Source organism: Janibacter sp. CX7, from assembly GCF_024362365.1.
In the GTDB taxonomy this organism is placed as follows: Bacteria; Actinomycetota; Actinomycetes; order Actinomycetales; family Dermatophilaceae; genus Janibacter.
Genome location: NZ_CP101464.1, coordinates 2,664,578 through 2,690,336, shown reverse-complemented (window position 1 = coordinate 2,690,336; position 25,759 = coordinate 2,664,578). Strand labels below are relative to the sequence as shown.

Below are 25,759 nucleotides of genomic sequence, written 5' to 3'. Positions count from 1 at the left end.
TAAGGAGCACTGGCCACCGTTTGGTGGTCCAGAGCCTAGCTGCCGGCGAGTGTCTGGCAGTAGGTGCTCGGGTGGAACATCGATTATTTGACGCTTGCCTGGTGTGGCTGTTGTTAGTACCGATCACCTGCTCTTGTTGGAGTGGTGACAGTGGAACGCATGAGCTGCCTGGGTGGGTGTCTGACACGTTGTTGGGTCCTGAGGGTTCACGCGAGTGAAGCTTCATGGACCACGACCCCGATGATTACGGTTGTTGGGGTTGGGTTGTGGGCCTTGCCTGGTCGTATACCGCGCTCGTTGTGGGTGTGGGTGTGATCATCTGGTGGGGTTGCCGCCCGTATGTTGAGAACTACACAGTGGACGCGAGCATCTTTATCTTTGTGGCTCAAGTTTTTAAGGGCGCACGGTGGATGCCTTGGCACCAGGAACCGAAGAAGGACGTAGGAATCTGCGATAAGCCTCGGGGAGTCGATAACCAGACTTTGATCCGAGGATTTCCGAATGGGGAAACCCGGCTGGAGGCAAGTCCAGTCACTCCTGTCTGAATATATAGGGCAGGTAGAGGGAACGCGGGGAAGTGAAACATCTCAGTACCCGCAGGAAGAGAAAACAATAGTGATTCCGTGAGTAGTGGCGAGCGAAAGCGGATGAGGCCAAACCGAGCTTGTGTGATAGCTGTCAGGCGTTGCAGGTTCGGGGTTGTGGGATTTTCTGTCTCAGGACTGACATTCTGGGCTGGAGTAAGAAATTCATGTCATAGTCGAAGAGTCTTGAATGGCTCGGCACAGAGGGTGCGACCCCCGTAGACGAAATGGTGTGGACTCCGGATGATTTTTCCCAAGTAGCACGGGGCCCGAGAAATCCCGTGTGAATCTGGCGGGACCACCCGTTAAGCCTAAATATTCCCTGGTGACCGATAGCGGACAAGTACCGTGAGGGAAAGGTGAAAAGTACCCCGGGAGGGGAGTGAAATAGATCCTGAAACCGTGCGCTTACAATCCGTCGGAGCCTCCTTGTGGGGTGACGGCGTGCCTTTTGAAGAATGAGCCTGCGAGTTAGTGCTCAGTGGCGAGGTTAACCCGTGTGGGGAAGCCGTAGCGAAAGCGAGTCCGAATAGGGCGTTCAGTCGCTGGGTCTAGACCCGAAGCGGAGTGATCTACCCATGGCCAGGTTGAAGCGACGGTAAGACGTCGTGGAGGACCGAACCCACTTAGGTTGAAAACTGAGGGGATGAGCTGTGGGTAGGGGTGAAAGGCCAATCAAACTCCGTGATAGCTGGTTCTCCCCGAAATGCATTTAGGTGCAGCGTCACGTGTTTCTTACCGGAGGTAGAGCTACTGGATAGCTAATGGGCCTCACCAGGTTACTGACGTTAGCCAAACTCCGAATGCCGGTAAGTGAGAGCGTGGCAGTGAGACTGCGGGGGATAAGCTCCGTAGTCGAGAGGGAAACAGCCCAGATCACCAGCTAAGGTCCCTAAGCGTGTGCTAAGTGGAAAAGGATGTGGAGTTGCCGTGACAACCAGGAGGTTGGCTTAGAAGCAGCCACCCTTTAAAGAGTGCGTAATAGCTCACTGGTCAAGTGATTCCGCGCCGACAATGTAGCGGGGCTCAAGCACACCACCGAAGCTGTGGCATTGACACACTGCTCGGCACCCTTGTGGTGTCCAGGCGTGTTGATGGGTAGGGGAGCGTCGTGTGGCGAGTGAAGCGGCGGAGTGATCCAGTCGTGGATGCCACACGAGTGAGAATGCAGGCATGAGTAGCGAATGACGGGTGAGAAACCCGTCCGCCGAATAACCAAGGGTTCCAGGGTCAAGCTAATCTGCCCTGGGTAAGTCGGGACCTAAGGCGAGGCCGACAGGCGTAGTCGATGGACATCCGGTTGATATTCCGGAACCGGCGAAGAACCGCCCATGATGAATCCAGTGATGCTAAGCGCCTGAAGCTCATCGTTAGTGACCCTTCGGGGTTGCGCTGGTGAGTGGAACGCGTGACCCGAGCTGGTAGTAGTCAAGTGATGGGGAGACGCAGGAAGGTAGCCTCCGCGTGGCGATGGTTGTCCACGTCCAAGGGTGTAGGGAGTCAGGTAGGCAAATCCGCCTGGCATGTTCCTGAGACCTGATGGTGACCTCTTTTGAGGGAAGCAGGGTGATCCTATGCTGCCGAGAAAATCCTCTAGCGAGGTTCGAGCCGCCCGTACCCCAAACCGACTCAGGTGGTTAGGTAGAGAATACCAAGGCGATCGAGTGAATCGTGGTTAAGGAATTCGGCAAAATGCCCCCGTAACTTCGGGAGAAGGGGGCCCGGACCCTGAAGCTCTTTACGGGCTAGGGGAAAGGGCCGCAGAGACCAGGGAGAAGCGACTGTTTACTAAAAACACAGGTCCGTGCGAAGTCGCAAGACGATGTATACGGACTGACGCCTGCCCGGTGCTGGAAGGTTAAGAGGACCGGTTAGCCCCTTGTGGGCGAAGCTGAGAATTTAAGCCCCAGTAAACGGCGGTGGTAACTATAACCATCCTAAGGTAGCGAAATTCCTTGTCGGGTAAGTTCCGACCTGCACGAATGGCGTAACGACTTCTCCACTGTCTCAACCGCGAACTCGGCGAAATTGCACTACGAGTAAAGATGCTCGTTACGCGCAGCAGGACGGAAAGACCCCGGGACCTTCACTATAGCTTGGTATTGGTGATCGGGACGGCTTGTGTAGGATAGGTGGGAGACTGTGAAGCATGCACGCCAGTGTGTGTGGAGTCATCGTTGAAATACCACTCTGGTCGTTCTGGTTATCTAACCTCGGTCCGTGATCCGGATCAGGGACATTGCCTGGTGGGTAGTTTAACTGGGGCGGTTGCCTCCTAAAATGTAACGGAGGCGCTCAAAGGTTCCCTCAGCCTGGTTGGCAATCAGGTGGCGAGTGCAAGTGTACAAGGGAGCTTGACTGCGAGACAGACATGTCGAGCAGGGACGAAAGTCGGAACTAGTGACCCGACGGTGGCTTGTGGAAGCGCCGTCGCTCAACGGATAAAAGGTACCCCGGGGATAACAGGCTGATCTTCCCCAAGAGTCCATATCGACGGGATGGTTTGGCACCTCGATGTCGGCTCGTCGCATCCTGGGGGTGGAGTAGCTCCCAAGGGTTGGGCTGTTCGCCCATTAAAGCGGCACGCGAGCTGGGTTTAGAACGTCGTGAGACAGTTCGGTCCCTATCCGCTGTGCGCGTAGGAAACTTGAGAGAGGCTGACCTTAGTACGAGAGGACCGGGTTGGACGAACCTCTGGTGTGTGAGTTGTTCTGCCAAGGGCACCGCTCATTAGCTACGTTCGGGAGTGATAACCGCTGAAAGCATCTAAGCGGGAAGCATGTCTCAAGATGAGGTTTCCATGGAGCTTAGCTCCGAGAGGCTCCCAGTAGACGACTGGGTTGATAGGCCAGATGTGGAAGTGCAGCAATGCATGTAGCTGACTGGTACTAATAAGCCGATAACTTGATACACACACAACCTTCGTGTTGCGTAAAAAAGAACGATGTTCGCGTCCACTGTGCAGTTCCCGAGATACGGTCGGGACACAATGCACGTCCACTGTATTTCCATAGAGTTTCGGCTGTCATAGCGAAGGGGAAACGCCCGGTCCCATTCCGAACCCGGAAGCTAAGCCCTTCAGCGCCGATGGTACTGCACTGGTGACGGTGTGGGAGAGTAGGACGCAGCCGGACAAACATTCACAAGAAGCCCCCCAGCGAGTCGCTGGGGGGCTTCTTGCATTCCCGGGGAGAGCGTGCATTCCTCCCCGGGCACTGTCATTCCTGGGGGAGTGCGCACACATGACGAAGGGGGCCCGCCGAGCTGGCGGGCCCCCTTCGTCGGTGGTGGTCAGTCAGATGCCGGCTTGGCCATCCCGTCCTTGATGAGGTTCATGACGGACGAGTCGGCGAGCGTAGTCACGTCACCTATCTCGCGGTTCTCCGCCACGTCCTTGAGCAGACGGCGCATGATCTTGCCCGAGCGCGTCTTGGGCAGCTCGTCGACGATCATCACCTGGCGCGGCTTGGCGATCGGGCCGATCTGCTCGCCGACGTGCCCACGCAGCTCCTGGGCGAGGTCGTCACCCTCGGCACCGCCGGAGCCGTCGCCGTCCTGACGCAGGATGACGAAGGCGACGACGGCCTGGCCGGTCGTCTCGTCGCTCGCGCCCACGACGGCGGCCTCGGCCACCCGGGGGTGGGAGACGAGGGCAGACTCGATCTCGGCCGTCGAGAGCCGGTGGCCGGAGACGTTCATGACGTCGTCGACCCGACCGAGGATCCAGATGTTGCCCTTGTCGTCGTACTTCGCGCCGTCGCCGGCGAAGTAGTACTCGGGACCGAAGCGGCTCCAGTAGGTGTCCTTGTAGCGCTCCGGGTCGCCCCAGATGCCACGGAGCATCGACGGCCAGGGCTTGGTGAGCACGAGGTAGCCGACCTTCTCGGGCTCGGTGAGCGGCTGGCCCTCGTCGTCGAGGATCTCGGCGCTGATGCCCGGGATGGGGTGCTGGGAGCTGCCGGGCTCGAGGGTCGTGACGCCGGGGAGCGGCGAGTTCATGATCGCGCCGGTCTCCGTCTGCCACCACGTGTCGACGATCGGGGCGCTGCCCCCGCCGATGTTGTCGCGGTACCAGCGCCAGGCCTCCGGGTTGATCGGCTCGCCGACCGAGCCGAGCACGCGGATGGACGACAGGTCGTACTTCTCCGGGATGTCCGCGCCCCACTTCATGAAGGTGCGGATCGCCGTCGGGGCGGTGTAGAGGATGCTGACGCCGTACTTCTGGATGATCTCCCAGAAGATGCCCTGGTGCGGGCTGTCGGGGGTGCCCTCGAAGAGCACCTGGGTCGCGCCGTTGGCCAGCGGACCGTAGACGATGTAGCTGTGACCGGTCACCCAGCCGATGTCGGCCGTGCACCAGTAGACGTCGGTCTCGGGGTGCACGTCGTGGACGACGGCATTGGTGTAGGCCGCCTGGGTGAGGTAGCCGCCGGTCGTGTGCAGGATCCCCTTCGGCTTACCGGTCGTGCCGGAGGTGTAGAGGATGAAGAGCGGGTGCTCGCTGTCGTGCGGCTGCGCCTCGTGCTCGTCGGACGCGGAGTCGACGACGTCGTGCCACCACACGTCACGCTCGTCGTCCCAGGTGACGTCGATGCCGGTGCGCTGGACGACGAGGACCTTGCCCGCGGTCGTGCCGGGGACCGCGCGGTCGACGGCGTCCTTGAGCGGCATGGCCTTGCCCTTGCGGAACTGGCCGTCGGAGGTGATGACGACCTTCGCCTCACCGTCCTCGATGCGCGCCTTGAGGGCGTCGGAGGAGAAGCCGCCGAAGACGACGGAGTGCGGCGCGCCGATGCGAGCGCACGCGAGCATCGCGATGACGGCCTCGGCGATCATCGGCATGTAGATGGCGACGCGGTCCCCCTTCGCCACACCGAGGGAGGTGAGGGCATTGGCCGCCTTGCACACCTCTCGCTGGAGGTCGGCATAGGTGATGGTGCGGTCGTCGCCGTTGGCGCCGACGACGTGCAGCGCGACGCGATCGCCGTTGCCGGCCTCGACGTGGCGGTCGACGCAGTTGTAGGCGGCGTTGAGCTCACCGCCGATGAACCACTTGGCGAAGGGAGCATCGCTCCAGTCGAGCGTGGTGTCGAAGTCCGTGCTCCACGTGACGTACTCCCGGGCCCTCGCGGCCCAGAAGGCCTCGTGGTCCTCGGCCTCGTCGTAGAGCGAGGCCTTGCCCACGGCCTGCTCGGTGAACTCGGGGGTGGGGGCGTAGTCCGTCACATGTCCTCCTCGTTGAGTGGGTCCGCGCGCCCTCGCGCGGACCTGTGTCCACCTCCTACCTTCTCCCGCCGTGGCGACGAGCACAACGGCGGGGGGTGGTGCATCGCCGGGCGAGGGGAGGGGCACGACGAGCGGTCCGACTGCGGCCACCTGCCGACGAGCGGCTCACGCAGCAGGTGGGCACAGTGCTCAGGGCGCGGCGGACCTAGGCGGTTCGATTCTGGGCAGTCTGCCCAGCGTGTTGGCGATCTGTGGTGCAGACAGCGCAGGTCTGCGACGGTTGGCTGATCACAAGGAGGTGGTTGACGTGTTCACCGAGGGACAGCTGTACTCACCTGTCACCGAGCACGAGGACGGGACCGTCGAGGTCCACCTGGCCGACACGCACCCGGGTCGCGAGGACCGCGAGTACCTGCGGCGAAGGGGGGAGATCGCCGGCGCCGCGCTGGGCTGGGACCGAGGACGCGACCCCGTCCCGACCATCGCCTACACCGAGGCCGAGCACGAGATCTGGCGTCGGGTGAGCGCCGAGCTGGCCCCGCTGCACGAGCGTCATGCCCACCGTGAGTACCTCGAGGCCAAGGCCCGCCTCGACCTGCCGACCGACCACGTGCCCCAGCTCGCCGAGGTGAGCGAGCGACTCGTACCGCTCACCGGCTGGTCCTACGTCTGTGCGCCGGGGCTGGTCCCCCTTCGTGACTTCTATGCCGACCTCGGGTCCCGCACCTTCAACTCCACGCAGTACCTGCGGCACGGCTCGCAGCCGCTCTACACGCCGGAGCCGGACATCATCCACGAGGTCATCGGCCACGCCAACCAGCTCGCCAGCACGCGACTGGCGGCGATCACCGAGGCCGCGGGCCAGGCCTCGCTGCGCCTGCAGACCGACGAGGCCATGAAGCTCGTGGCGGACGTCTTCTGGTTCTCGATCGAGTTCGGGGTGATGCACGAGGGGAGCGACCTCAAGGCCTACGGTGCCGGGATCCTGTCGAGCTTCGGTGAGATCCAGGAGTTCGGCCACATGGAGATCCGCGAGCTCGACCTGGCCGACATGGGCACGCTCAACTACGACATCACGGTCTACCAGCCGGTGCTCTTCGCGGCCCGCTCGATGGACCATCTCGAGGACGTCGTCGGCGACTTCTTCGTGACAGTCGACGACGAGAAGGCCGCCGCGCTGCGGCGAGCGGCCGAGCAGCGAGGACTCGTGCCGGCCGCCACGTGACCGGTCAGCCGGCGCCGCCGTGTGCCTCGATGCCTGAGACGAGGATGCGCAGACCGGTGCCGAAGTCAGTCGGCTCGCGCTCGGCGGTGAGGATCCCAGAGCGCGCGGCCTGCTCGTGCGACTGCTCGTCGTAGGCGTGCCCGTAGACGAAGTGCAGCAGCGTGCGTGCGGCGGTCGGTGCCACGGCCGGGGAGATGCCGGCATCGCGCAGCAGCAGGCACAGCTCGTCGAAGGGCGCCTGCCCGCCCATCCCGAAGGCCCACATGCTCATCACCAGGTCCGCCCCGTCGGGGTAGGCGGTGACCGCGGCGTGCAGCTGCGCGCAGCGCTCCTGTACCCGCTCCTGCCAGGGGGCGTCGCCCGCTGTCGGCGGGCGGGGCGCGCGCGCGATGATCTCGTCAGCGACGGCCCCGAGCACCGCCTGTTTGTTGGCGAAGTGGTGGTAGAGCGCGCTCTGCTGCACCCCGAGCTCGGTTCCGATGGCGCGCATCGTCAGGTCGGGCAGGCCGACCCGGGAGAGCAGGCTCAGGGCCGTGGCGACGATCCGTTCGTGCGAGAGCGGCTCCTGGCGGGTCCGTCGCGTGGGCGGCACGGGCGCTCCCTTCGAAGCGGGTCGAGATCGGGGGTCCAGTTGACCACACGTCGTCGGCGCCACTAACCTGAACGCCGTTCACCTGAGTGAACGGCGTTCATCCAACGAGGGGATTCGGCAACATGACCACGGCTCCGGCCACCCGGGCCGCCACGGCGAGCACCGACCTGGCCCTCGTCTCCTCCCTCGCCGCTCTGATCGCGGTGTGCTCGATCCTGCCCGCTGTCAACCTCTCGGTCTTCGCGCCGATCACCTTGCAGACCTTCGGGGTGCTCCTCGCGGGCGCCGTCCTCGGAGCCCGGCGCGGCGCTCTCGCTGTCCTCCTGTGGATCCTCATCGGGATGATCGGACTCCCCGTCTTCGCCAATGGCAAGGCCGGGCTGCCGGTGCTCGTCGGCCCGACCGGTGGGTACATCCTCGGTTTCGTCGTCGGGGCGGCGATCATCGGGACCGTGGCCACGGTCGCCGTCCGACGCGCCGGCCGCGGGACGGCGTGGGTGCTCACAGCGGGAGGGCTGCTCGCGCTCGTGGTCGTCCACGCCGCCGGCATCGTCGGCCTGCACCTGCGCGCGGGACTCGGGTGGCATGCGGCCGCGACCGTCGACGGTGCCTTCTGGATCGGCGACCTGATCAAGCTGGCCGCGACCGTCCTCGTCGCGGGCGCGGTGCACCGCGCCTTCCCCGACCTGCTGCGTCGCCGCGCCTGATGGCGCGCATCGAGCTCGACCGGGTCACGGTCCGCCGGCCCACGGCGACCGGCGACCTGCTCGTGCTCGACGAGACGAGCCTGCTCGTCAGCGAGGCGCGTGTGGCGCTCATCGGTCCCAACGGCGCCGGGAAGTCGACCCTGGCTCGCCTCGTCAACGGTCTCGTCACCGCCACGACGGGTGCCGTGCACGTCGACGGTGTCGATGTCGCGCGCCGCGGCCGCGAGGTCCGGCGTCGGGTGGCCTTCACCTTCACCGACCCGCACGCACAGCTCGTCATGCCGACGGTCGCCGAGGACGTTGCCTTGTCGCTGAGGGCCGCACGGCCCGACCGGCGGGGCCGCGACGCGGCCGTGGCCGAGGTGCTCGAGCAGCACGGTCTGGCCGACCTGGCCCACCGCAGCGTCCACGCCCTCTCCGGTGGGCAGGCCCAGCTGCTCGCCCTGGCGAGCGCCCTTGCCACCGGTCCGGACGTCCTCGTCGCCGACGAGCCGACGACGCTGCTCGACCTGGCAGCCTCCCGACGCGTCGGTGACCTGCTCATGGGGCTGCCGCAGCAGGTCGTGCTCGTCACCCACGACCTCGAGCTCGCCGGCCGGTGCGACCGGGCGGTCCTCGTCGACGGGGGCCGGGTCGTGGCCGATGGTCCCGCGGCCGACGTCGTCCACCACTACCGCGCCCGGGTGGCGGCATGCTGCTGACGGCCCACCGCCCCGGGACCTCGCTCGTCCACCGGCTCCCGGCGGGCGCCAAGCTCAGCCTGCTCGCCGCCGCCGGCGTCGGGCTGGCCCTCGCGGATGGCTGGCCGTCGGCTGGCCTCGCCGCGGGCACTGCCCTCGCCCTGCTCGTCGTCGCCGGCACGCCCCTGCGGGTCCTCGTGACCGCCCTGCGCGGGCCCGTCCTCGTGACGGTCGCCCTGGGGGTCTGGCTCACCTGGCAGGCGGGCTGGCCCCGTGCCGGCGAGACCGTCGGTGACCTCCTGGCGCTGGTCCTGCTCGCGAGCCTCGTCACGACGACGACCCGGGTCGACGACATGCTCGACGCCGTGGAGCGGGCCATGCGCCCGCTCCGCAGGTTCGGCGTGCGCGCCGACCGCGTCGCGCTGGCGATCTCGCTCGCGCTCCGGGCCGTGCCCGCCACCGCGGAGGTGGCGACCGAGACGAGGGACGCGGCGCGGGCGCGCGGCCTGGAGCGCAACCCCAGGGCGATCCTCACCCCCTTCGTCGTGCGGGTCGTGCGTGACGCGCGGCTGCGGGGGGAGGCGCTCCATGCCCGGGGTGTGGGCGACGACCAGTCTGGAAGACACGGATGAAGGGATGACCATGACCACCTATGACGAGATCGTCGAGGGGGTCCTCGCAGGAGCCGAGGCCACCCCCGAGGACGCGCTGACGATCCTGCGCTGCCCGGACGAGGACGTCTTCGACGCGGTCGCGGCCATCGCCCGGCTGCGCCGCGCGCACTTCGGCATGACCGTCAAGGTCAACTACCTCGTCAACCTCAAGTCCGGGCTCTGCCCGGAGGACTGCGGCTACTGCTCGCAGGCGCTGGGGTCCACGAGCGAGATCCTCAAGTACACCTGGCTCAAGGAGGACGAGGCCCTCGACCAGGCCCGCGCCGGCGTGCGCGGCGGCGCCTCGCGCCTGTGCATGGTCGCCAGTGGCCGTGGCCCGACCGACCGCGACATCGAGCGGGTCGCGGGCATGGTCGGCGCCATCAAGGAGGAGAACCCCGATGTCGAGGTCTGCGCCTGCCTCGGCCTGCTGCGCGACGGCCAGGCCGACCGGCTGCGCGAGGCCGGCGTCGACGCCTACAACCACAACATCAACACCGCCGAGTCGCACCACGAGTCGATCGTCACCACACACACCTACGAGGACCGGGTGCGCACCGTCGCGATGGCGCAGGGCGCGGGCCTGTCCGCGTGCAGCGGCCTGATCGCCGGCCTGGGGGAGAGCGACGAGCAGCTCGTCGAGGCGCTCGTCGCGCTGCGGGATATGGGCTCGGACTCGGTGCCGGTCAACTTCCTCATCCCCTTCGACGGGACGCCCAAGCAGGAGACCTGGGAGCTGACCCCGCTGCGCTGCCTGCGCATCCTCGCCGCCGCCCGGCTGATCTCGCCTGCCGCCGAGCTGCGGATGGCCGCCGGTCGCGAGATGCACCTGCGGAGCCTGCAGGGCATGGCGCTGCAGGTGGCCAACTCGCTCTTCCTCGGTGACTACCTCACCGCCGAAGGGCAGAGCGCCGAGGACGACCTGACGCTCATCGCCGACCACGGGTTCACCGTCCTCGGTGCCGACGATCCGGCGAGCGTCGGCGCGGCGGGGACCGCGCCGGCCATCCGGCGCCGCGGAGCCGGCACGAGCGTCCCGGCCAACGCCTGAGGACAGGACGAAGGGGGGAGAGCCGCAGCTCTCCCCCCTTCGTCCTGCGTCGTCGGCGAGGGTGCGACGACCGGGCGGTCAGTGGTCGATGACCTCGGCCACCCCGTGACCGGTGAGGCTGCGCACCTCCATCTCGGCGTACTTCGCGCGGTTGAACTCCTTGCTCGTCACCGTGCCCAGCCACCCGAGGAAGAAGCCGAGCGGGATCGAGACCAGGCCCGGGTTGTCCAGCGGGAACCAGTGGAAGTCGACGCCCTGGAGCATCGAGCCGCTCTTGCCCGTCGCGGGGTCGACCGGCTTGCCGGACACCACGGGCGAGAAGATGATGAGCAGCAGGGCCGAGGCGAGACCGCCGTAGATCGACCACAGGGCACCGCGGGTGTTGAAGCGACGCCAGAAGAGGCTGTAGAGGATCGTCGGGAGGTTGGCGCTCGCCGCGACGGCGAAGGCCAGCGCCACGAGGAAGGCGATGTTCTGGTCTTTGGCGAGCATGCCGCCGAGGATCGCGACGACGCCGGTCCCGATCGCCGCGTAGCGCGAGACCTTGACCTCCTCCTCCTGGGTGGCCTGACCCCGCTTGAAGACCTGGTTGTACAGGTCGTGGGCGAAGCTCGCGCTGGCCGTGATCGTCAGACCGGCCACGACCGCGAGGATCGTCGCGAAGGCGATGCCGGAGACGATGCCGAGCAGCCACGAGCCGCCGAGCTCGTAGGCGAGCAGCGGGGCGGCGGCATTGGCCTTGCCCGGGGCGGCGTTGATCGTCTCCGGGCCGACGAGGGCGCCGGCGCCGTAGCCGATGACGAGGGTCAGCAGGTAGAAGCCACCGATGAGCCAGATGGCCCACTCGACCGACTTGCGGGCCTGCTTGGCCGTCGGGACGGTGTAGAAGCGCTGCAGCACGTGCGGCAGGCCGGCCGTGCCGAGGACGAGGGCGAGCGAGAGCGAGATGAAGTCGATCTTCGTCGTGTGGGTGAGGCCGTACTTCAGGCCGGGCTCGAGGAGCTTTTCTCCGGCCGCGGGGTTGCGCTCGACGGCCTGCTGCATGAGCGAGGAGAAGTTGAGCCCGAACTTGCCGAGCACCCACACGGTCATGATGGCCGTGGCGAAGATCAGCAGGACGGCCTTGATCATCTGCACCCAGGTGGTGCCCTTCATGCCGCCGATCATCACGTAGGCGACCATGACGATGCCGACGACCGCGATGACGACGTTCTGCGCAAAGGCACCGTCGACGCCCAGGAGCAGCGAGACGAGGCCGCCGGCGCCGGCCATCTGCGCAAGCAGGTAGAAGAAGGACACCGCGAGCACCGAGCTCGACGTCGCGATGCGGATCGGCCGCTGCTGCAGTCGGTAGGAGAGCACGTCGGCGAGGGTGAAGCGGCCCGTGTTGCGGAAGAGCTCGGCGACGAGCAGCAGCGCGACGAGCCACGCGACGAGGAAGCCGATCGAGTAGAGGAAGCCGTCGTAGCCCTGCAGGGCGATGGCGCCGGCGATGCCGAGGAAGCTCGCCGCCGACAGATAGTCGCCGGCGATGGCCAGACCATTTTGCCGACCGGAGAAGGCGGCACCACCCGTGTACATCTGGCTCGCCGTCTTGTGGCCGGCCGCCACCTTGATGACGATCGCGAGGGTCGCGACGACGAAGACGACGAAGATCGTGATGTTCAGGGCCGGGGAGCCCGTGGCCGTGGCCGCGGGGACGAGGGCGGTCATCCGTCCACCTCCGGGGTCTCGTGCGATCCGACCTGCGCCGCGAGGGCCTCGGCGGCGGGGTCGAAGACCCGGCCGGCCCAGCGGATGTAGGCGATGGTGATCGCGAAGGTCGTGACGAACTGCCCGAGGCCGAGCAGCAGGCCGATGTTGATGTTGCCGAGGACCTTGGTGCCCATGAAGCCGGGCGCGTACATCGACAGCAGGACGTAGAGGAAGTACCACGCGAGGAAGAACGCGGTGATGGGGAAGACGAAGCGGCGGAAGGTCCGGCGCAGCTGGCCGAACTCCTCCGACTCCTGGACGGCGATGTATCTCTCGCCGAGCGACTGAGCGTCGTTGCTCATGGCTCACCTCCGGGTCGTGGGTGGGTCCGGGCATCGGTGACCGAACGCCGCCAGAGTGGCGCAGCGCACACCCCGGCCGGCGGTGCGACGGGCCGTGCGGCGGTCGGCGGGTGCTGACGTCGCCGTGCGGGCGCGCCCCGTGCGGTGAGCGGCGCCGTGAGCGCGACGAGCGGTCAGGCCTCGGCGAGGACGTCCTCGGGCGCGTGCAGCCGGCTCATCGTGCGGGCCCACCGGCGCGGCCGCGGCGTGACGAGCGAGACGAGCATCGTCACGGCGAAGGCCAGGGGTGTGGCCCACGCAGTGGGAGCCGCGAGCAGCGCGCCCGGCCAGCCGCCCGGGGCGAGGTCGGTGACGGACACGAGGGCGGCGACGAGGGTCGTGACGCCACCGACGGTGATGCCCGCGGCCGCTCCCTTCGCCGTGAGTCGTGGCCACCAGACGCCGAGGATCAGCAGCGGGGCGAAGGTCGCCGCGGCGATGGCGAAGGCATGGCCGACGGCCGACGAGATGCCGATCGGGGCGGCGGTGATGGCGACGACGAAGGGGGCGAGGACCCCGGTCGCGGCGGCGATGCGGAAGGAGGCCGAGGGGCTGGCGTCGCCGTGCGTCACACGGGCGGCGAGCGGTCGCAGGACGTCCTGGTCGATGGCGCCGGCGACCGACATCGTCACGCCGGAAGCCGTGGCGAGGAAGGCGGCGAAGGCGCCGCCGGCGGCCAGCGCGGTGAGCAGCTGGCCGTCGAGGCCGGGCAGCATCGCGCCCGGCAGGGCGAGCACCACCGTGCGGCTCGGGTCATCAGAGATCTCCGACGGGTCGAGGTAGGCGCGGCCGAGGAAGCCGTAGATCGGCGGGAAGAGGTAGAAGAGCGACAGCAGCGCGAGCACGGAGACGGTCGTGCGGCGGGCGGCGACGCCGTCGGGGTTGGTGTAGAAGCGCACCGCGATGTGCGGCAGGCCCATCGTGCCCAGGCACAACGCGGCGAGGGTGCTGTAGGTCGTGAAGAGGGTGCGACCCGGCGCGTCACCGGTGAGCGGCTCCCACCAAGAGGTGTCGGCCTGCGGTGCCGGGGCACCGCTGCGGTGCCACACGGCGAGCAGGACGAAGGCGGGGACGGCGATCGCCGACAGCTTGATCCAGTACTGCACGGACTGCACGAGCGTCACCGAGCGCATGCCGCCGGCGACGACGTTGAGCGTCACGATGACCGTCAGCACGCCGGCACCGACCCACGTGGGCGCCCCGCTGACGTGCCGCAGCGCGAGGCCGGCCCCCTGCATCTGCGGGAGCAGGTAGAGCCAGCCGATGCCGACGACGAGCAGCGCGCACCCCCGACGCAGCGTGGCCGACTCGAGCCGGGTCTCGGCGAAGTCGGGGAGCGTGTAGGCCCCGGAGCGGCGAAGGGGGGCGGCGACGAGGATGAGCAGGACGAGGTAGCCGACGGTGTAGCCGACCGGCATCCACAGCATGTCGACGCCGCGGTCGTAGACGAGGCCGGCGACCCCGAGATAGCTCGCGGCGGAGAGGTACTCGCCGCCGATGGCGCTGGCATTGCGCCACGGGGTGACCGTGCGGCCGGCGACGTAGAAGTCGCTCGTCCCCTTCGCCAGACGCAGCCCGAGGGCGCCGAGGGTGAGCGTCGTGAGGCAGACGAGGAGGATCGCGAGGACGCTGAGCGGCTGGCTCATCGGCGGCTGACGAGCTCGCTGAAGTCGGCCTCGAGACGCTCGGTGGCCCGGACGTACCAGCGCGCGGTGAGCACGACGGCGGGGTAGACGAGCAGGCCGAGGACGACCCAGGCGAAGGGCAGGCCCATCACGCCGGTGCCGCGCAGCGCTGGGACGAGGGCGAAGAGGAGGGGCAGGGCCCCGAGCGTCACCAGGCCGACCGCGATGGTGCCGAGGGAGAGGTGGAGCTGGGCCCGGCGCAGGGAGTTGACATAGGTCGAGCCCAGCCGGGACTCGTCGGCGATCTCCTCGCGGACCGTGCGACGACGGACGGAGCGGACGGGGCGGCGGGACCGGGTGACGCGCACCCGCTGCGGCGGGGTGCTCACCTCAGTCCGTCGTCGGCCGGGGCCGCAGGAGCGTGCCGCGCAGGTGGCGCGTGTGCCGACGGCTGACCTGCAGCTCGGTCCCGTCGACGAGGACCGTGCAGCGGCCGCCGTCGTTGTGGATCTCGCTGATGTGCCGGGTCGACACGAGCGTGGAGCGGTGGATGCGTACGAAGCCAGCCTCGGCCCAGCGCTCCTCGAGGGTCGCCAGGGGGATGCGCACGAGGTGCGACCCGGTCGGGGTGTGCAGCCGCGCGTAGTCGCCCTGCGCCTGCACCCACCGGATCTCGCTGCGCCGGACGAACCGGGTGACCCCACCGAGCTCGACGGGGATCGTCTCGTCGTCCTCGCCCGGCGCCGCGGGCTCCTCCTCTCGGAGCTCGGTCGCGGCGAAGCAGCGGCGCACCGCCTCGCCGATGCGCTCGGGGCGCACCGGCTTCATGAGGTAGTCGACGGCGTCGAGGTCGAAGGCGTCGACGGCGTGGGAGTCGTGGGCGGTGACGAAGACGACCTGGGGGCGCTCGCTGAAGCGGCGGATGACCCGGGCCAGCTGCATGCCGTCGAGGCCCGGCATCGAGATGTCGCTGAAGACGACGTCGACGTGCTCGCGCTCGAGGGCCGCGAGGGCGGTCGTGCCGCTCGAGGCGGTGAGCACGCGCCCGACGCGCTCGTCCTGGTCGAGCAACCAGGCGACCTCGTTGCGCGCCGGGGCCTCGTCGTCGACGACGAGGACGGTCAGCGCGGTGGGGCGGGGCGGCATGGGCACCACACTAGGCCGGATCCTCGAGGGCAGGGGAGTACTTGGGCACCCGGAAGGAGACACGCATCCCGGCCCCCGGAGCGGTGTCGACGACCAGTCCGTACTCCTCGCCGTAGACCTGGCGCAGGCGGGCGTCGACATTGCCCAGGCCGACCGAGTCGGCGCGGGACTGGCCGTCGAGCACCTTGCGGATCGTCTCGGGGTGGGCACCGACCCCGTCGTCGTCGACGCTGAACTCCGCGACCGAACCGTGGTCCGTCGCGCTGAGTGTGACGTGCCCCGGGCCCTCCTTGGGCGCGAGGCCGTGGCGGACGGCATTTTCGACCAGCGGCTGGATGGCGAGGTAGGGAACGCGCACCGGCAGCACCTCGGGCGCGATCTTGAGGGTGATGCCCAGGCGCTCGCCGAAGCGCGCCTGCTCGAGGACGAGGTAGCGCTCGACATTGCGCAGTTCCTCGCTCACCGTCGTGAAGGCCCCGTCGCGGCGCAGCGCGTAGCGGGTGAAGTCGGCGAACTCGAGGAGCAGCTCGCGGGCCCGCGCCGGGTCGGTCCGCACGAAGGAGGCGATGGCCGTCAGCGAGTTGTAGATGAAGTGCGGGGAGATCTGCGCCCGCAGGGCGCGCAGCTCGGCCTCCATGGCCCGGGTGCGCTCGTAGGACAGGTCGGCGAGCTCGACCTGCGTCGCGACCCAGGCCGCGACCTCGCCGGCCGCGCGGGCCAGACCTGCCGAGACCGTCGGACCGTAGCCGGCGATGGCGCCGATGACCCGGTCGTCGACCGTCACCGGGGCGATGACCGCCGCCCGGATCGGGCACTCCGTCGAGGTGCACGTGACGACGTCCGGGCCGAGCACGACTGGCTGACCAGAGGTGAGGACCGCCGCGGCCTGGTCCATCACGGCAGGCAGGTGGTGTCTCCCTTCGCCCTCCCAGACGACGACGGCGGAGGTGTCGCAGACCGCCAGCCCCGGGGTGGCGAGCATCGCCCGCAGGTAGGGCGCCGCCCGTTCGCACCCGTCGTCGGTGAAGCCGTCGGCGAGGTGCCGCGCCGCGAGGGAGGCGGTGTGGAGGGTCTCGTAGGTGGCGTGGTCGGTGACCGAGATGAAGCCCGGGCGGGCCAGGCGCCAGCGCACCAGGGTGACGACGAGGGCCACGGCGGCGAAGACGCTGGTGACGACCGCCACGGTGGGCAGGTGCAGGCCGGCGTCCATGCGCGAACCCTAGTCCCGCCTACGCTGTCGGGGTGCCAGACTCCAGCCCGCTCGTCACCGCCCTGACCCAGCTCGCCGACCTGCCCGACGTGGCCGCCGCGTCCGAGCGGGCGCGCGAGGTGTGCACCAACCTCCGCTGGCACGAGGCGCTGCGTCGCCGCATCCCCGAGGCCTCCGCGGAGTCGCGGGTCCGCGGGGCGTGGGCGAGTGCCGAGCTCGACGGGGCGCGCTCGACGGCGACGATCGTGCGCGACCTCATGCGCGGCGCCCGGGAGCGCAACCCCGAGCCGGACCCCGCCGAGCGGGTCATCCACGGCTCGATCGCCGCGACCGCGGAGACGGAGCACCTGCGCGACCTCGTGACCCGCTCGCCCGGGCAGGCGCTCGCCCGGCTGCACACCGCCGCCGCGGCGCAGCTGGTCGGCGACCGTGACCAGCTCGGGCGGCCGCGGGTCGAGGGGGAGGGGTGCGAGGAGTTCAGCGACCTCGGACCGGCCCCGACGGGGACCGAGCTGCGTGCGCGGCTCGACGGGATCATCGAGCTGATGCGCAACGCCAGTGAGGCCCCGGCACTGGTCGTCGCCTCGATCGTCCACGCGGAGATCGCGGCGACCCGGCCCTTCGTCGTGGGCAACGGCCTCGTCGCCCGGGCCGTCGAGCGGGCGCTCATCGCCGCGACCGGGCTCGACCCGACGGGGGTGGCGGTGCCCGAGGCCGGGCACGGCCACGAGGGCGGCCCCGCCTATCTCGGCTCGCTCAACGGCTATGTCCACGGTGGCCAGCCCGGGGTCGTCCTGTGGCTCACCCACTGCGGCGACTCGCTCGTCGCCGGTGCGGAGGAGGGGTGGCGCGTGGCCGACTCGGTGCGGGCCGGCCGCCTGGGCTAGGGCCGCTCGGCGCGTCGTGGCGCATCCGAATTGCCTTTCTGCTCACGCGAGTTACTCTTGTTCTCAGCTGCTCCCTTCGGGTTGAGCGGCCAACGCACGGCTCCCTCCCCCCCGGAGCCCGCGCGTTGACGGCCCCGGCGCTCCCCCGCCGGGGCCGTCCCCTTTTCCGGGCACGGTGTCATCGCTCGTCGTCCACAGGCTCGCGGGCTCCGGTCGGTCCGTCCACAGGCTGACGAAGGGGGACTCCCCGCACCTGCTCGCGCGGCAGGGTCGAAGGCATGCACCCGATCGTCATCGTCACCGGCGCCTCCGGCGGGCTGGGCGTCTCCACCCTCGCGGCCGTCACCGCGACCGTCCTTGCCCGTCACGGCTCGCCCGTGCTCGTCGACGCGGCCTTCGGCGCGGGCGGTCTCGACGCGACCGTCGCCGTCGAGCACGAGGACGGTCTGCGCTGGGCGGACCTCGCCGAGCACGAAGGGGAGGTCGACGTCGGTCGACTGCGCCGGGCGCTGCCCCAGGGGCCGGTCCCGGTGCTCGCGGCGCGGGGTCGACGCCCCTCGCCGCAGGCGGTGACCGATGTCGTGCGCGGACTGGCGGCCGGCGGGCCGGTCGTCGTCGACCTGCCGTGCAGCGGACGGGTGCCGCCCGTGTGGCAGGAGCTTACCGACGCCCTCGTGGTCGTCGTCGGGCTGCGCCCCCGGTGGCTGCGCGACGGCGAGGCCATCGTCGGGACGCTCGGCGGACTCGCCGAGAGCACCCTGCTCGTCACTCGGGGACCTCGTCGTGCAGAGCGGGTCGCCGACCGGGCGGCGGAGCATCTCGGGGTACCCCTGCTCGACCACCTGGCCGACGACCCGGGGGTGCTGCGCGACGAGGCCCACGGGCGCGCGCCGCGGCCCCGGGGCGCGGTCGGCGAGGTCGCCCGGTCGCTCGCGGCGGCGCTGCCGGCGTCGTCGGCGCCGCTGGCCGAGCGGGTGCTCGGACTCGCGTCATGAGGTGGTCGAGCGCCATCGACGCCCAGGTCGAGGCGGGGCGCGCTCCCGACCCGGGCGTCATCGACGAGGTCGCCCGCAGCGAGGCGGTGCGGCTCGGCAGCGGCGGCGCCCGGCGGCGGTCGGGGGAGCTGCGCGCCGATCTCATGGGTCTGGGGGTGCTCGACCCGCTCGTCGAGGACGAGCGGGTGACCGACGTCCTCGTCAACGGCGACGGGTCGGTGTGGGTCGACCGGGGAGAGGGCGTGACCCGGGCCGACCTCGACGTCGGTGACGCCGACGCCGTGCGACGGCTGGCGACCCGGCTCTCGGCGACGGCCGGCAGGAGGCTCGACGACGCCCAGCCCTGGGTGGACGGTCTGCTGCCGCGAGGGATCCGCCTGCACGCGGTGCTGCCGCCACTGGTGGCCGGCGGCGCCCACCTCAGCCTGCGGATCCCGCGTCACCGCGGCGGTGGGCTCGGTGCGCTCGTCGACCTGGGCATGGCCACCCCGCAGCAGGCCGACCAGCTGCGCGATGTGGTCGCCGAGCGGCGGGCCTACGTCGTCACCGGGGGGACGGGCACGGGCAAGACCACCCTCCTGGCGGCCCTGCTCGCCGAGGTGCCTGCGGCCGAGCGACTGGTCGTCGTCGAGGACGTCGGCGAGATCCAGGTCGGCCATCCGCACGTCGTGCGGCTGCAGGCGCGCTCGGCCAACACCGAGGGCGCCGGCGAGGTGACGATGGTCGACCTCGTGAGGCAGGCCCTGCGCATGCGCCCGGACCGGCTCGTCGTCGGCGAGGTGCGCGGAGCAGAGGTGCGCGACCTGCTGCTCGCGCTCAACACCGGCCACGAGGGCGGCTGCGGCACGCTGCACGCCAACCGTGCCGAGGATGTACCGAGCCGGATCGAGGCACTCGGCGCGCTCGCCGGCATGGGCCGCGAGGCCGTGCGCGCCCAGATGGCCAGCGCGCTGGAGATCGTCGTCCACCTGCGACGGGTGGGCGGACGCCGGGTCGTCGACTCCATCGGTCCGCTGCCGGGGGTGGGCGCATGACGCTCGCCGTCATCGGTCTCGTGCTCGCGGCCGCCCTCGTGTGGCCGGGGCGTCAGCAGCCCGCGTCGCTGAGCGGGCCGGCGGGTCGGGGTGCGGGCGCGCCCTGGCGCGCGCGGCGCGTGAGGGGACGGCTGGCGGACCTGGAGTCGATGGCCGCCGTCGCCGACCTGCTCGCCATGGCCCTGCGCTCGGGAGCCACACCGGTCACGGCGGTCGCCGCCGTCGTCGGCGAGGCGCCGGACCCGTGGCACGGGGTGCTCGAGGAGGTCGGCGACGAGCTGACCGCCGGGGGAGCCGCCGGCGGGGTGTGGCGACGCCATGCCCTGCACCACCCGGAGCTGCGTCCCGTCGCCGGCGCCTGGTCGCTCAGCGAGGGCCTCGGGGTCGCGCTCGCGCCCTCCATGGCGACGAGCGCACAGGTGCTGCGCGCCCGCGTGCAGGCCCGCAGACGGCTCGACGCCGCGACGGCAGGCGCCCGTTCGACGATGCACCTGCTCACCCTGCTGCCCCTCGTCGGTCTGCTCGCCGGGCTCGCCTTCGGGCTGACCCCGTGGGAGGTCTACGGGCACAGCGCCCTGACGGTGATCAGCGCGGTCGTGGGGTTGGGCCTGACGGCCGCCGGGTGGCTGGTCTGCCGGTGGCTGCTCGCACGCGCCGTCGCCCCGCGGGACGAGCGATGACGCTCCCGGTGCTGCTCCTCGTCGTCGCGGCGGTCGTGCTGTGGCCGTCGCGGTCGCGGCTGGTCGACGTGCGCCGTCGCGAGGTGGACCGGGCATCCGCGCAGGACCCGCCGCAGCCCCTGACCGTCGACGACGTGGCCGACGCGAGCGTCCTGCTCGCCCTGGCCCTGCAGTCCGGTCGAGGTCTCGTCCAGGCCCTCGAAGAGGTCGCCGACGTGGCGGCGGAGGGAGCCGCCGCCGATCTGCGCAAGGTGGCGGCCGCCCTTCGCTGGGGGCGCCCGATGGGCCGGGCGTGGGGCTACGCACGCCGGGTGTGGGGGCCGACGGCCACGGCCTTCGTCGTCGCCGATGCCGTGGGAGCGCCGTCGGCATCGGTGCTGCTCGACGCGGCCGCGACCCTGCGCGACACCGAGGCGCGTCGTCTCGAGGCGGCGGGAGGCCGGGCCGCGGTCATGCTCGTGCTGCCGCTCGGGCTGTGCTTCCTGCCCGCCTTCATCGCCACGGCCGTCGTGCCGGTCGTCGTCGTGCTCGTCGGCACCCAGCTCGGTTGAGCCTGCGCGCCGGGCTTCGCGCCGCGGGTAGGTCGGTCGGCGCATGTGACCGGCCGCGACGGAGCAGCCTGTGTCGAGGTGATTGCGTGCCGATGATCCGGTCGGGACCACCTCCACCCGTTGTCCCCAGGCCACCCCCACCGACGGGCGCAGTCCACAGACTCCCGATGACCCTCCCGCGGGACCGCCGCCGGGCGAAGGGTGGAACCACCGCGGCACACACGGTGCCGCCGACGGGAGGAGAGTCCCATGGAGAGGTCCATCGTCCGGTGGGGGCACCGGGCCCGGCTGGCGTGCGAGGCGGGCATGACGACAGCGGAGTACGCCGTCGGCACGCTCGCCGCGTGCACCTTCGCCATCGTGCTGCTGGCCGTGGTGAAGTCCGGGGGCATCAAGTCGGGGCTGTCGGGTGTCATCCTCGAGGCGCTCGGCATCCGCTAGGGGCGTCGGCGACGCGGGGATGGTGACGGCGGAGCTCGCCCTCACCCTCCCCGCGGTCGTCCTCGTCCTCGTCATCTGCCTCTCGGCACTGTCCTGGGGCGTCGACCGGGTGCGCTGCGTCGACGCCGCCCGGGTGGCCGTGCGCGAGCTCGCCCGCGGCGAGAGTGCCGACCGGGCCGTCGGTCTCGCCGAGCGCACCGCCCCCGAGGGGGCCGCGATCGACGTGTCCCGCTCCGGTCAGGACGTCTCGGTCACGGTGACCAGCCCGGCGCCTGCCGGCTTGGGCTTCGTCACCGACGACAGCACGTGCTCGTCGACGGCACGGGTGGAGTCCGCCGATGCGCCGTCATGACGATGCGGGCAGCTCGACCGTGCTGTCGCTGGGCGTCATCGCCGTCGTCCTCACGGTGACCGTCGCCGCGCTCGCCGTGCTGAGCGCGGTCCGAGCCGCGCACGTCGCCCGGTCCGCCGCCGACCTCGCGGCCCTCGCCGGGGCGATCGACTACCAGGAGCGGTCCGACCCCGCCGCGGCGTGCGCGGAGGCCGGTCGGGTCGCTGGCCTCCACGACACGGCCGTCCGCTCGTGCCGGGTCACCGGCGGGGGAGACGTGACGGTGACGGTGGCGGCGAGCATCCCCCTTCGCCTCGGTGGGGCGGGACCGGAGACGGCCGAGGGGACCGCTCGGGCCGGGCCCGAGCAGGCCTCACAGGACGAGGCCGGCGACGACCAGGACGATGCCCACCGCCGGCAGGGCGCCCTGCTTGACGGCGGCAGCGGCCTTGTCGGGGCTCGAGAGGAGCAGCACCAGGCTCGCGGCGAGCATCGAGACCGTGCCGGTGAGCACGAGCGTCAGGCCGACGGCGTCATGGCCCAGGGCGTGGACGACGATCCCGATGATGACGGCGACCGCGAGGAAGAGGTTGTAGAAGCCCTGGTTGAAGGCGAGCTCACGCGTGGCCTCGGCCTCCTCGGCGCTCGTGCCGAAGACGGCCCGGGCGCGGGTCGTCCACGCGAAGGACTCGAGGTACCAGATGAAGACGTGAAGGGCGGCCGCGAGTGCTGAGAGCACCAGGCCGACGAGGATCATCGCGAGCCCGTCAGGGGCGGTGATCGCGACGGATGGGGCGGCGGGTCGCGTCGTCGACCGGTCCACCGTCGCGCGCGATCGGGCGGGTGGCGTCGTCCGCGGGAGCGCCGCGAGCGGCGTCACGGGTGCTGATCCGCTCGGTCGGCGCGTCGAGCGTCGGGTCGTGGCGCTCCGCGACCGCAGCCCGCTCGCGGGCGATGTCGGTCGAGACGCGCTGGTCGTCGAGGGCGCGCTCGCGCTCGCGCAGCTCCTCCTGGTGGGCGGCCTCCTGCTCGGCGAGGCGTCGCTTGGACTCGGCCTCCTGCTCCTTGCGCAGGCGGCGCTGCTTGGCCTTGCGGGTCAGCGCTGCCTTGATCATCACCAGACCCAGCCAGAGGAGAAGCATCGTCAGCATGCCGGCGATGACCAGGGTCAGCGGGTTGAGGTTGATCGTCACGGCGTCGAAGAGGCGGATGTCGACCTCCTGCCCCGAGACCTCTGGGGCCCGGGTGCCGAGCAGCAGGGCCGCGCCGATGGCGACGGCGACGAGCACGAGGATGAGGCCGAGGATGACCATGGGGGTCCTTTCGGGGAGGTCAGCGCGAGCGCGACGACTGGCGGTTCTCCACCTTATGGCCGAGCGAGGTCAGGAGCAGGTCGAGCAGGGCGACCGCGCCGCGCGCGTCGAGGGGTTCGTTGCCGTTGCCGCACTTGGGGGAGACGACGCAGGCCGGGCAGCCCCGGCCGGCGCACCCGCAGCGGGCGATCGTCTCGCGGGTCATCGCCAGCCACGCTCCGATCTGCTCGTGCGCCCGGGCCGCGAAGCCCGCCCCGCCGGGCTGCCCGTCGTAGACCATGATCGTCGGCAGCCCGGTGTCGGGGTGCAGGTCGGTCGACACCCCGCCGATGTCCCACCGGTCGCACGTCGCGAGCAGCGGGAGCATGCCGATCGCCGCGTGCTCGGCGGCGTGGGCCGCCCCCGGCACGTCGACCTCGGCGACGCCGGCGGCGGCAAGAGCCTCGGGCGTCATCGTCCACCAGACCGCCCGGGTCGACAGGGTGCGCTCCGGCAGGTCGAGCGGGTGCTGGCCGATGACCTCGCCGCCCGGCAGCCGGCGGAGGAACCCCGTGACCTGGTGCCGCACGTCGACCCGGCCGAAGGAGACCCGCACCGGCCCGTGGTCGACGCCGGACTCCTCCGCGACGATGTCGAAGGAGGATACCGACTGGGCGTGCGTCGACCAGCCGGGGTCGCCGGGCACGACGGTGGCGGTGGCCTGCTCGAGGTCGAGCTCGGTGACGACGTAGGGCCGCCCCTGGTGGACGTGGACGGCCCCGGTGTGGACCTGCGAGTGCGCCGACGACTCGTCGACCGTGCCGATGACCCGGCCGGACCGGCCCTCGACGATGCTCACCACCTCGCCGATGCCGCGCAGCGAGACGTGCTCGCCGGGTCGGTCCGGGCGGGTCCAGAACCAGCCACCTGGCCGCTTGCGCAGCAGCCCCCGCGCCACGAGCACCTCGAGGACACCCTCCAGCCCCGGGCCGAACCACTGCTCGTCGTCGCGCGTCACCGGGAGCTCCGCCGCCGCGCAGGCGACGTGCGGCACGAGGACGTGCACGTTGCCCGGGTCGAGCACGCTCGTCTCGACCGGCGCGTCGAAGATCGCCTCCGGGTGCTCGACCACCCACGTGTCGAGCGGGTCGTCGGCGGCGACGAGCACGGCGAGCGCGTCCTGGCCGTCACGCCCGGCGCGCCCGGCCTGCTGCCACACGGAGGCGAGCCGGCCCGGCCACCCGACCATGAGGACGGCGTCGAGGCCGGCGATGTCGATGCCGAGCTCCAGGGCATTCGTCGCGGCCAGCCCGAGCAGGTCGCGCTCCCGCAGCCGACGCTCGATGACCCGACGCTCCTCGGGCAGGTAGCCGCCGCGATAGGCGGCGATCCTCCCTTCGTCCGTGATGCTCACCTGGCGGGAGGCGGCCGAGGCGAGGGCCTCGACACCGGCCCGGGAGCGGGCGAAGGCGAGCGTCTGCACGTCGCGGCCCACGAGGTGCGCCATGAGGTCGGCGGCCTCGGTCGTGGGGGAGCGGCGTGCCCCCTCGTCGTCCTCGGGCGGCTGCCACAGGGCGAAGGTCATCGCACCGCGCGGCGACCCGTCCTCGGTCACCGCGAGCACGTCGTCACCGACGAGCCGCGAGGCCAGGCCGCCGGGGTCGCCGACGGTCGCGGACGCGAGGACGAAGATCGGGTCGGCGCCGTAGCGCCGGGCGACGCGCCGCAGCCGCCGCAGCAGCAGCGCGACGTGCGAGCCGAAGACGCCGCGGTACACGTGGCACTCGTCGATGACGACGTAGCGCAGCCGCCGCAGCACGTGCGCCCAGTGCTCGTGCCCCGGCAGCAGGGAGTGGTGGACGAGGTCGGGGTTGGTGAGGATGACGTCGGCGTGGTCACGGATCCAGCGCCGCTCGTCGGTGGGGGTGTCGCCGTCGTAGGTCGCGGCGCGCACGCCCGGCACGGCCCACGACTGGATCCGGGCGAGCTGGTCGGCGGCCAGCGCTTTGGTGGGGGAGAGGTAGAGGGCGGTGGCCCCGCGGCCGTTGGCGGCTGCCCTCCCTTCGAGCACCGCCGTGAGCGAAGGGAGGAGATAGCCCAGTGACTTGCCCGAGGCCGTGCCGGTGGCCAGCACGACGTGCCTCCCGTCGCGCGCGGCCTGGGCCGCGCGCGCCTGGTGGGACCACAGCCGGTCGATGCCGGCGCCGGCGAGTGCCGCGCGCAGCGGCGGGGCGACCCAGTCGGGCAGGTCGACGTGGTCCGCGGCGCGGGCCGGGATCCGCTCGACGTGCCGCACCCGGTCCTCGCGACCGGAGGCGAGGCCGGCGAGCAGCTCTCCAGCCTCTGGGACCTGACGTGACATGTCGTCTACGGTAGGCCGGTGCCCACCGCCGTCACGACCAGCGAGTCCGGTCCCGTCCACGTCGTCCACGTGGCCGGGGAGATCGACGTGACCTCGGCGGCCGTCCTGCGCGACGCCCTCGAGGCCCTCATCGCCGACGGCCACCGGTGCCTGACGCTCGACCTCACCGACGTCACCTTCATGGACTCGACGGGTCTGGGCATCGTCGTCGGCCGGCTCAAGCGGCTGACCCGCCACGGCGGCACGCTGACCGTCGCGGCCGCCCACGAGCGGGTCGTGCGCGTCTTCACCATCACGGGCCTGGACCAGCTGCTGCAGATCCACCCGGATCTCGAGAGCGCGGTCCGGGCAGCGGAGGCGACCCGGCAGTAGGGTGAGCCATCGGCTGTGC

24 protein-coding genes, 2 rRNA genes and 1 pseudogene are annotated in these 25,759 nt (G+C 70.5%); 16 read left to right on the top strand and 11 right to left on the bottom strand.

Annotated elements, in window-relative coordinates:
- Positions 1 to 383: 383 nt before the first annotated feature.
- Together NMQ01_RS13220 and rrf are read left to right on the top strand one after the other, a co-directional pair.
- Positions 384 to 3,496: ribosomal RNA gene (locus tag NMQ01_RS13220) — 23S ribosomal RNA — on the top strand.
- Between the two features lie 105 nt (positions 3,497 to 3,601).
- Positions 3,602 to 3,718: ribosomal RNA gene (gene rrf / locus NMQ01_RS13215) — 5S ribosomal RNA — on the top strand.
- A gap of 157 nt (positions 3,719 to 3,875) precedes the next feature.
- On the opposite strand, the gene acs is transcribed toward rrf, so the two are convergent.
- Positions 3,876 to 5,810, bottom strand: a complete 1,935-nt coding sequence (gene acs, locus NMQ01_RS13210; RefSeq protein ID WP_255184382.1) for an acetate--CoA ligase — start codon at positions 5,808 to 5,810, stop codon at positions 3,876 to 3,878.
- Positions 5,811 to 6,117: 307 nt separating this feature from the next.
- On the opposite strand from acs, the gene NMQ01_RS13205 reads away from it, so the two are divergent.
- Positions 6,118 to 7,035, top strand: a complete 918-nt coding sequence (locus tag NMQ01_RS13205; RefSeq protein WP_255184381.1) for a phenylalanine 4-monooxygenase — start codon at positions 6,118 to 6,120, stop codon at positions 7,033 to 7,035.
- Between the two features lie 4 nt (positions 7,036 to 7,039).
- Here NMQ01_RS13205 and NMQ01_RS13200 read toward each other — a convergent pair whose 3' ends face one another.
- Positions 7,040 to 7,627: a TetR/AcrR family transcriptional regulator C-terminal domain-containing protein gene (locus NMQ01_RS13200; RefSeq protein ID WP_255184380.1), complete on the bottom strand. Its 588-nt coding sequence runs from the start codon at positions 7,625 to 7,627 to the stop codon at positions 7,040 to 7,042.
- Between the two features lie 122 nt (positions 7,628 to 7,749).
- Between NMQ01_RS13200 and NMQ01_RS13195 the strand changes: the two genes are divergently transcribed.
- From NMQ01_RS13195 to bioB, 4 genes are read left to right on the top strand one after another with little or no spacing between them, the layout of a single operon-like run.
- Positions 7,750 to 8,334, top strand: a complete 585-nt coding sequence (locus NMQ01_RS13195; RefSeq protein WP_255184379.1) for a biotin transporter BioY — start codon at positions 7,750 to 7,752, stop codon at positions 8,332 to 8,334.
- Positions 8,334 to 9,035: an energy-coupling factor ABC transporter ATP-binding protein gene (locus NMQ01_RS13190; protein WP_255184378.1), complete on the top strand. Its 702-nt coding sequence runs from the start codon at positions 8,334 to 8,336 to the stop codon at positions 9,033 to 9,035. The genes NMQ01_RS13195 and NMQ01_RS13190 overlap by 1 nt, the downstream gene beginning before the upstream one ends.
- Positions 9,026 to 9,646: an energy-coupling factor transporter transmembrane component T gene (locus tag NMQ01_RS13185; protein ID WP_255184377.1), complete on the top strand. Its 621-nt coding sequence runs from the start codon at positions 9,026 to 9,028 to the stop codon at positions 9,644 to 9,646. The genes NMQ01_RS13190 and NMQ01_RS13185 overlap by 10 nt, the downstream gene beginning before the upstream one ends.
- 10 nt (positions 9,647 to 9,656) lie before the next feature.
- Positions 9,657 to 10,718: a biotin synthase BioB gene (gene bioB, locus NMQ01_RS13180; RefSeq protein WP_255186378.1), complete on the top strand. Its 1,062-nt coding sequence runs from the start codon at positions 9,657 to 9,659 to the stop codon at positions 10,716 to 10,718.
- Between the two features lie 78 nt (positions 10,719 to 10,796).
- Here bioB and NMQ01_RS13175 read toward each other — a convergent pair whose 3' ends face one another.
- From NMQ01_RS13175 to NMQ01_RS13150, 6 genes are all read right to left on the bottom strand, one after another.
- A complete protein-coding gene (locus NMQ01_RS13175) occupies positions 10,797 to 12,431 on the bottom strand; it encodes a cation acetate symporter (RefSeq protein WP_255184376.1) in 1,635 nt (544 codons plus the stop codon).
- Complete coding sequence (locus NMQ01_RS13170) at positions 12,428 to 12,775, bottom strand: DUF485 domain-containing protein (RefSeq protein WP_255184375.1); 348 nt, start codon at positions 12,773 to 12,775, stop codon at positions 12,428 to 12,430. The genes NMQ01_RS13175 and NMQ01_RS13170 overlap by 4 nt, the downstream gene beginning before the upstream one ends.
- Positions 12,776 to 12,948: 173 nt before the next feature.
- Complete coding sequence (locus NMQ01_RS13165; protein ID WP_255184374.1) at positions 12,949 to 14,460, bottom strand: cation acetate symporter; 1,512 nt, start codon at positions 14,458 to 14,460, stop codon at positions 12,949 to 12,951.
- Positions 14,457 to 14,828 (bottom strand): hypothetical protein, encoded by a 372-nt coding sequence (locus NMQ01_RS13160; protein ID WP_255184373.1) that lies wholly within the window; start codon positions 14,826 to 14,828, stop codon positions 14,457 to 14,459. Before NMQ01_RS13160 ends, NMQ01_RS13165 begins: the two co-directional genes overlap by 4 nt.
- Position 14,829: 1 nt before the next feature.
- Positions 14,830 to 15,585, bottom strand: coding sequence for a LytTR family DNA-binding domain-containing protein (locus NMQ01_RS13155; RefSeq protein WP_255184372.1), 756 nt, complete (start codon positions 15,583 to 15,585; stop codon positions 14,830 to 14,832).
- A 10-nt stretch (positions 15,586 to 15,595) separates the two neighbouring features.
- Positions 15,596 to 16,795: a sensor histidine kinase gene (locus NMQ01_RS13150; protein ID WP_255184371.1), complete on the bottom strand. Its 1,200-nt coding sequence runs from the start codon at positions 16,793 to 16,795 to the stop codon at positions 15,596 to 15,598.
- A 32-nt stretch (positions 16,796 to 16,827) separates the two neighbouring features.
- On the opposite strand from NMQ01_RS13150, the gene NMQ01_RS13145 reads away from it, so the two are divergent.
- From NMQ01_RS13145 to NMQ01_RS15985, 8 genes and pseudogenes are all read left to right on the top strand, one after another.
- Entirely contained in the window at positions 16,828 to 17,682 is an 855-nt protein-coding gene (locus tag NMQ01_RS13145) for a Fic family protein (RefSeq protein WP_255184370.1), read from the top strand.
- Between the two features lie 278 nt (positions 17,683 to 17,960).
- The gene (locus tag NMQ01_RS13140; protein WP_255184369.1) at positions 17,961 to 18,677 is read left to right on the top strand and encodes a hypothetical protein; all 717 of its coding nucleotides are present in this window, start codon (positions 17,961 to 17,963) and stop codon (positions 18,675 to 18,677) included.
- Positions 18,674 to 19,711: a TadA family conjugal transfer-associated ATPase gene (locus tag NMQ01_RS13135; RefSeq protein ID WP_255184368.1), complete on the top strand. Its 1,038-nt coding sequence runs from the start codon at positions 18,674 to 18,676 to the stop codon at positions 19,709 to 19,711. The genes NMQ01_RS13140 and NMQ01_RS13135 overlap by 4 nt, the downstream gene beginning before the upstream one ends.
- Positions 19,708 to 20,391, top strand: coding sequence for a type II secretion system F family protein (locus NMQ01_RS13130; protein WP_255184367.1), 684 nt, complete (start codon positions 19,708 to 19,710; stop codon positions 20,389 to 20,391). The genes NMQ01_RS13135 and NMQ01_RS13130 overlap by 4 nt, the downstream gene beginning before the upstream one ends.
- The gene (locus tag NMQ01_RS13125) at positions 20,388 to 20,942 is read left to right on the top strand and encodes a type II secretion system F family protein (protein WP_255184366.1); all 555 of its coding nucleotides are present in this window, start codon (positions 20,388 to 20,390) and stop codon (positions 20,940 to 20,942) included. Before NMQ01_RS13130 ends, NMQ01_RS13125 begins: the two co-directional genes overlap by 4 nt.
- 249 nt (positions 20,943 to 21,191) lie before the next feature.
- Positions 21,192 to 21,383: a DUF4244 domain-containing protein gene (locus tag NMQ01_RS13120; RefSeq protein WP_255184365.1), complete on the top strand. Its 192-nt coding sequence runs from the start codon at positions 21,192 to 21,194 to the stop codon at positions 21,381 to 21,383.
- A gap of 19 nt (positions 21,384 to 21,402) precedes the next feature.
- The gene (locus tag NMQ01_RS13115) at positions 21,403 to 21,735 is read left to right on the top strand and encodes a TadE family type IV pilus minor pilin (RefSeq protein ID WP_255184364.1); all 333 of its coding nucleotides are present in this window, start codon (positions 21,403 to 21,405) and stop codon (positions 21,733 to 21,735) included.
- Positions 21,722 to 22,066 (top strand): annotated as a pseudogene (locus NMQ01_RS15985) (Rv3654c family TadE-like protein); the annotation flags it as partial. The gene NMQ01_RS13115 and the pseudogene NMQ01_RS15985, both read left to right, overlap by 14 nt.
- Before the next feature lie 21 nt (positions 22,067 to 22,087).
- On the opposite strand, the gene NMQ01_RS13110 reads toward NMQ01_RS15985, so the two are convergent.
- The 3 genes from NMQ01_RS13110 to NMQ01_RS13100 are packed head-to-tail and all read right to left on the bottom strand — an operon-like array spanning position 22,088 to position 25,368.
- Entirely contained in the window at positions 22,088 to 22,471 is a 384-nt protein-coding gene (locus NMQ01_RS13110) for a DUF1304 domain-containing protein (RefSeq protein ID WP_255184363.1), read from the bottom strand.
- A 10-nt stretch (positions 22,472 to 22,481) separates the two neighbouring features.
- Positions 22,482 to 23,027: a hypothetical protein gene (locus NMQ01_RS13105; protein ID WP_255184362.1), complete on the bottom strand. Its 546-nt coding sequence runs from the start codon at positions 23,025 to 23,027 to the stop codon at positions 22,482 to 22,484.
- Positions 23,028 to 23,046: 19 nt separating this feature from the next.
- A complete protein-coding gene (locus NMQ01_RS13100; protein WP_255184361.1) occupies positions 23,047 to 25,368 on the bottom strand; it encodes a DEAD/DEAH box helicase in 2,322 nt (773 codons plus the stop codon).
- Between the two features lie 18 nt (positions 25,369 to 25,386).
- Here NMQ01_RS13100 and NMQ01_RS13095 point away from each other — a divergent pair, with 18 nt between their 5' ends.
- Positions 25,387 to 25,740 (top strand): STAS domain-containing protein, encoded by a 354-nt coding sequence (locus NMQ01_RS13095; protein ID WP_255184360.1) that lies wholly within the window; start codon positions 25,387 to 25,389, stop codon positions 25,738 to 25,740.
- The last annotated feature ends 19 nt before the right edge of the window (positions 25,741 to 25,759 follow it).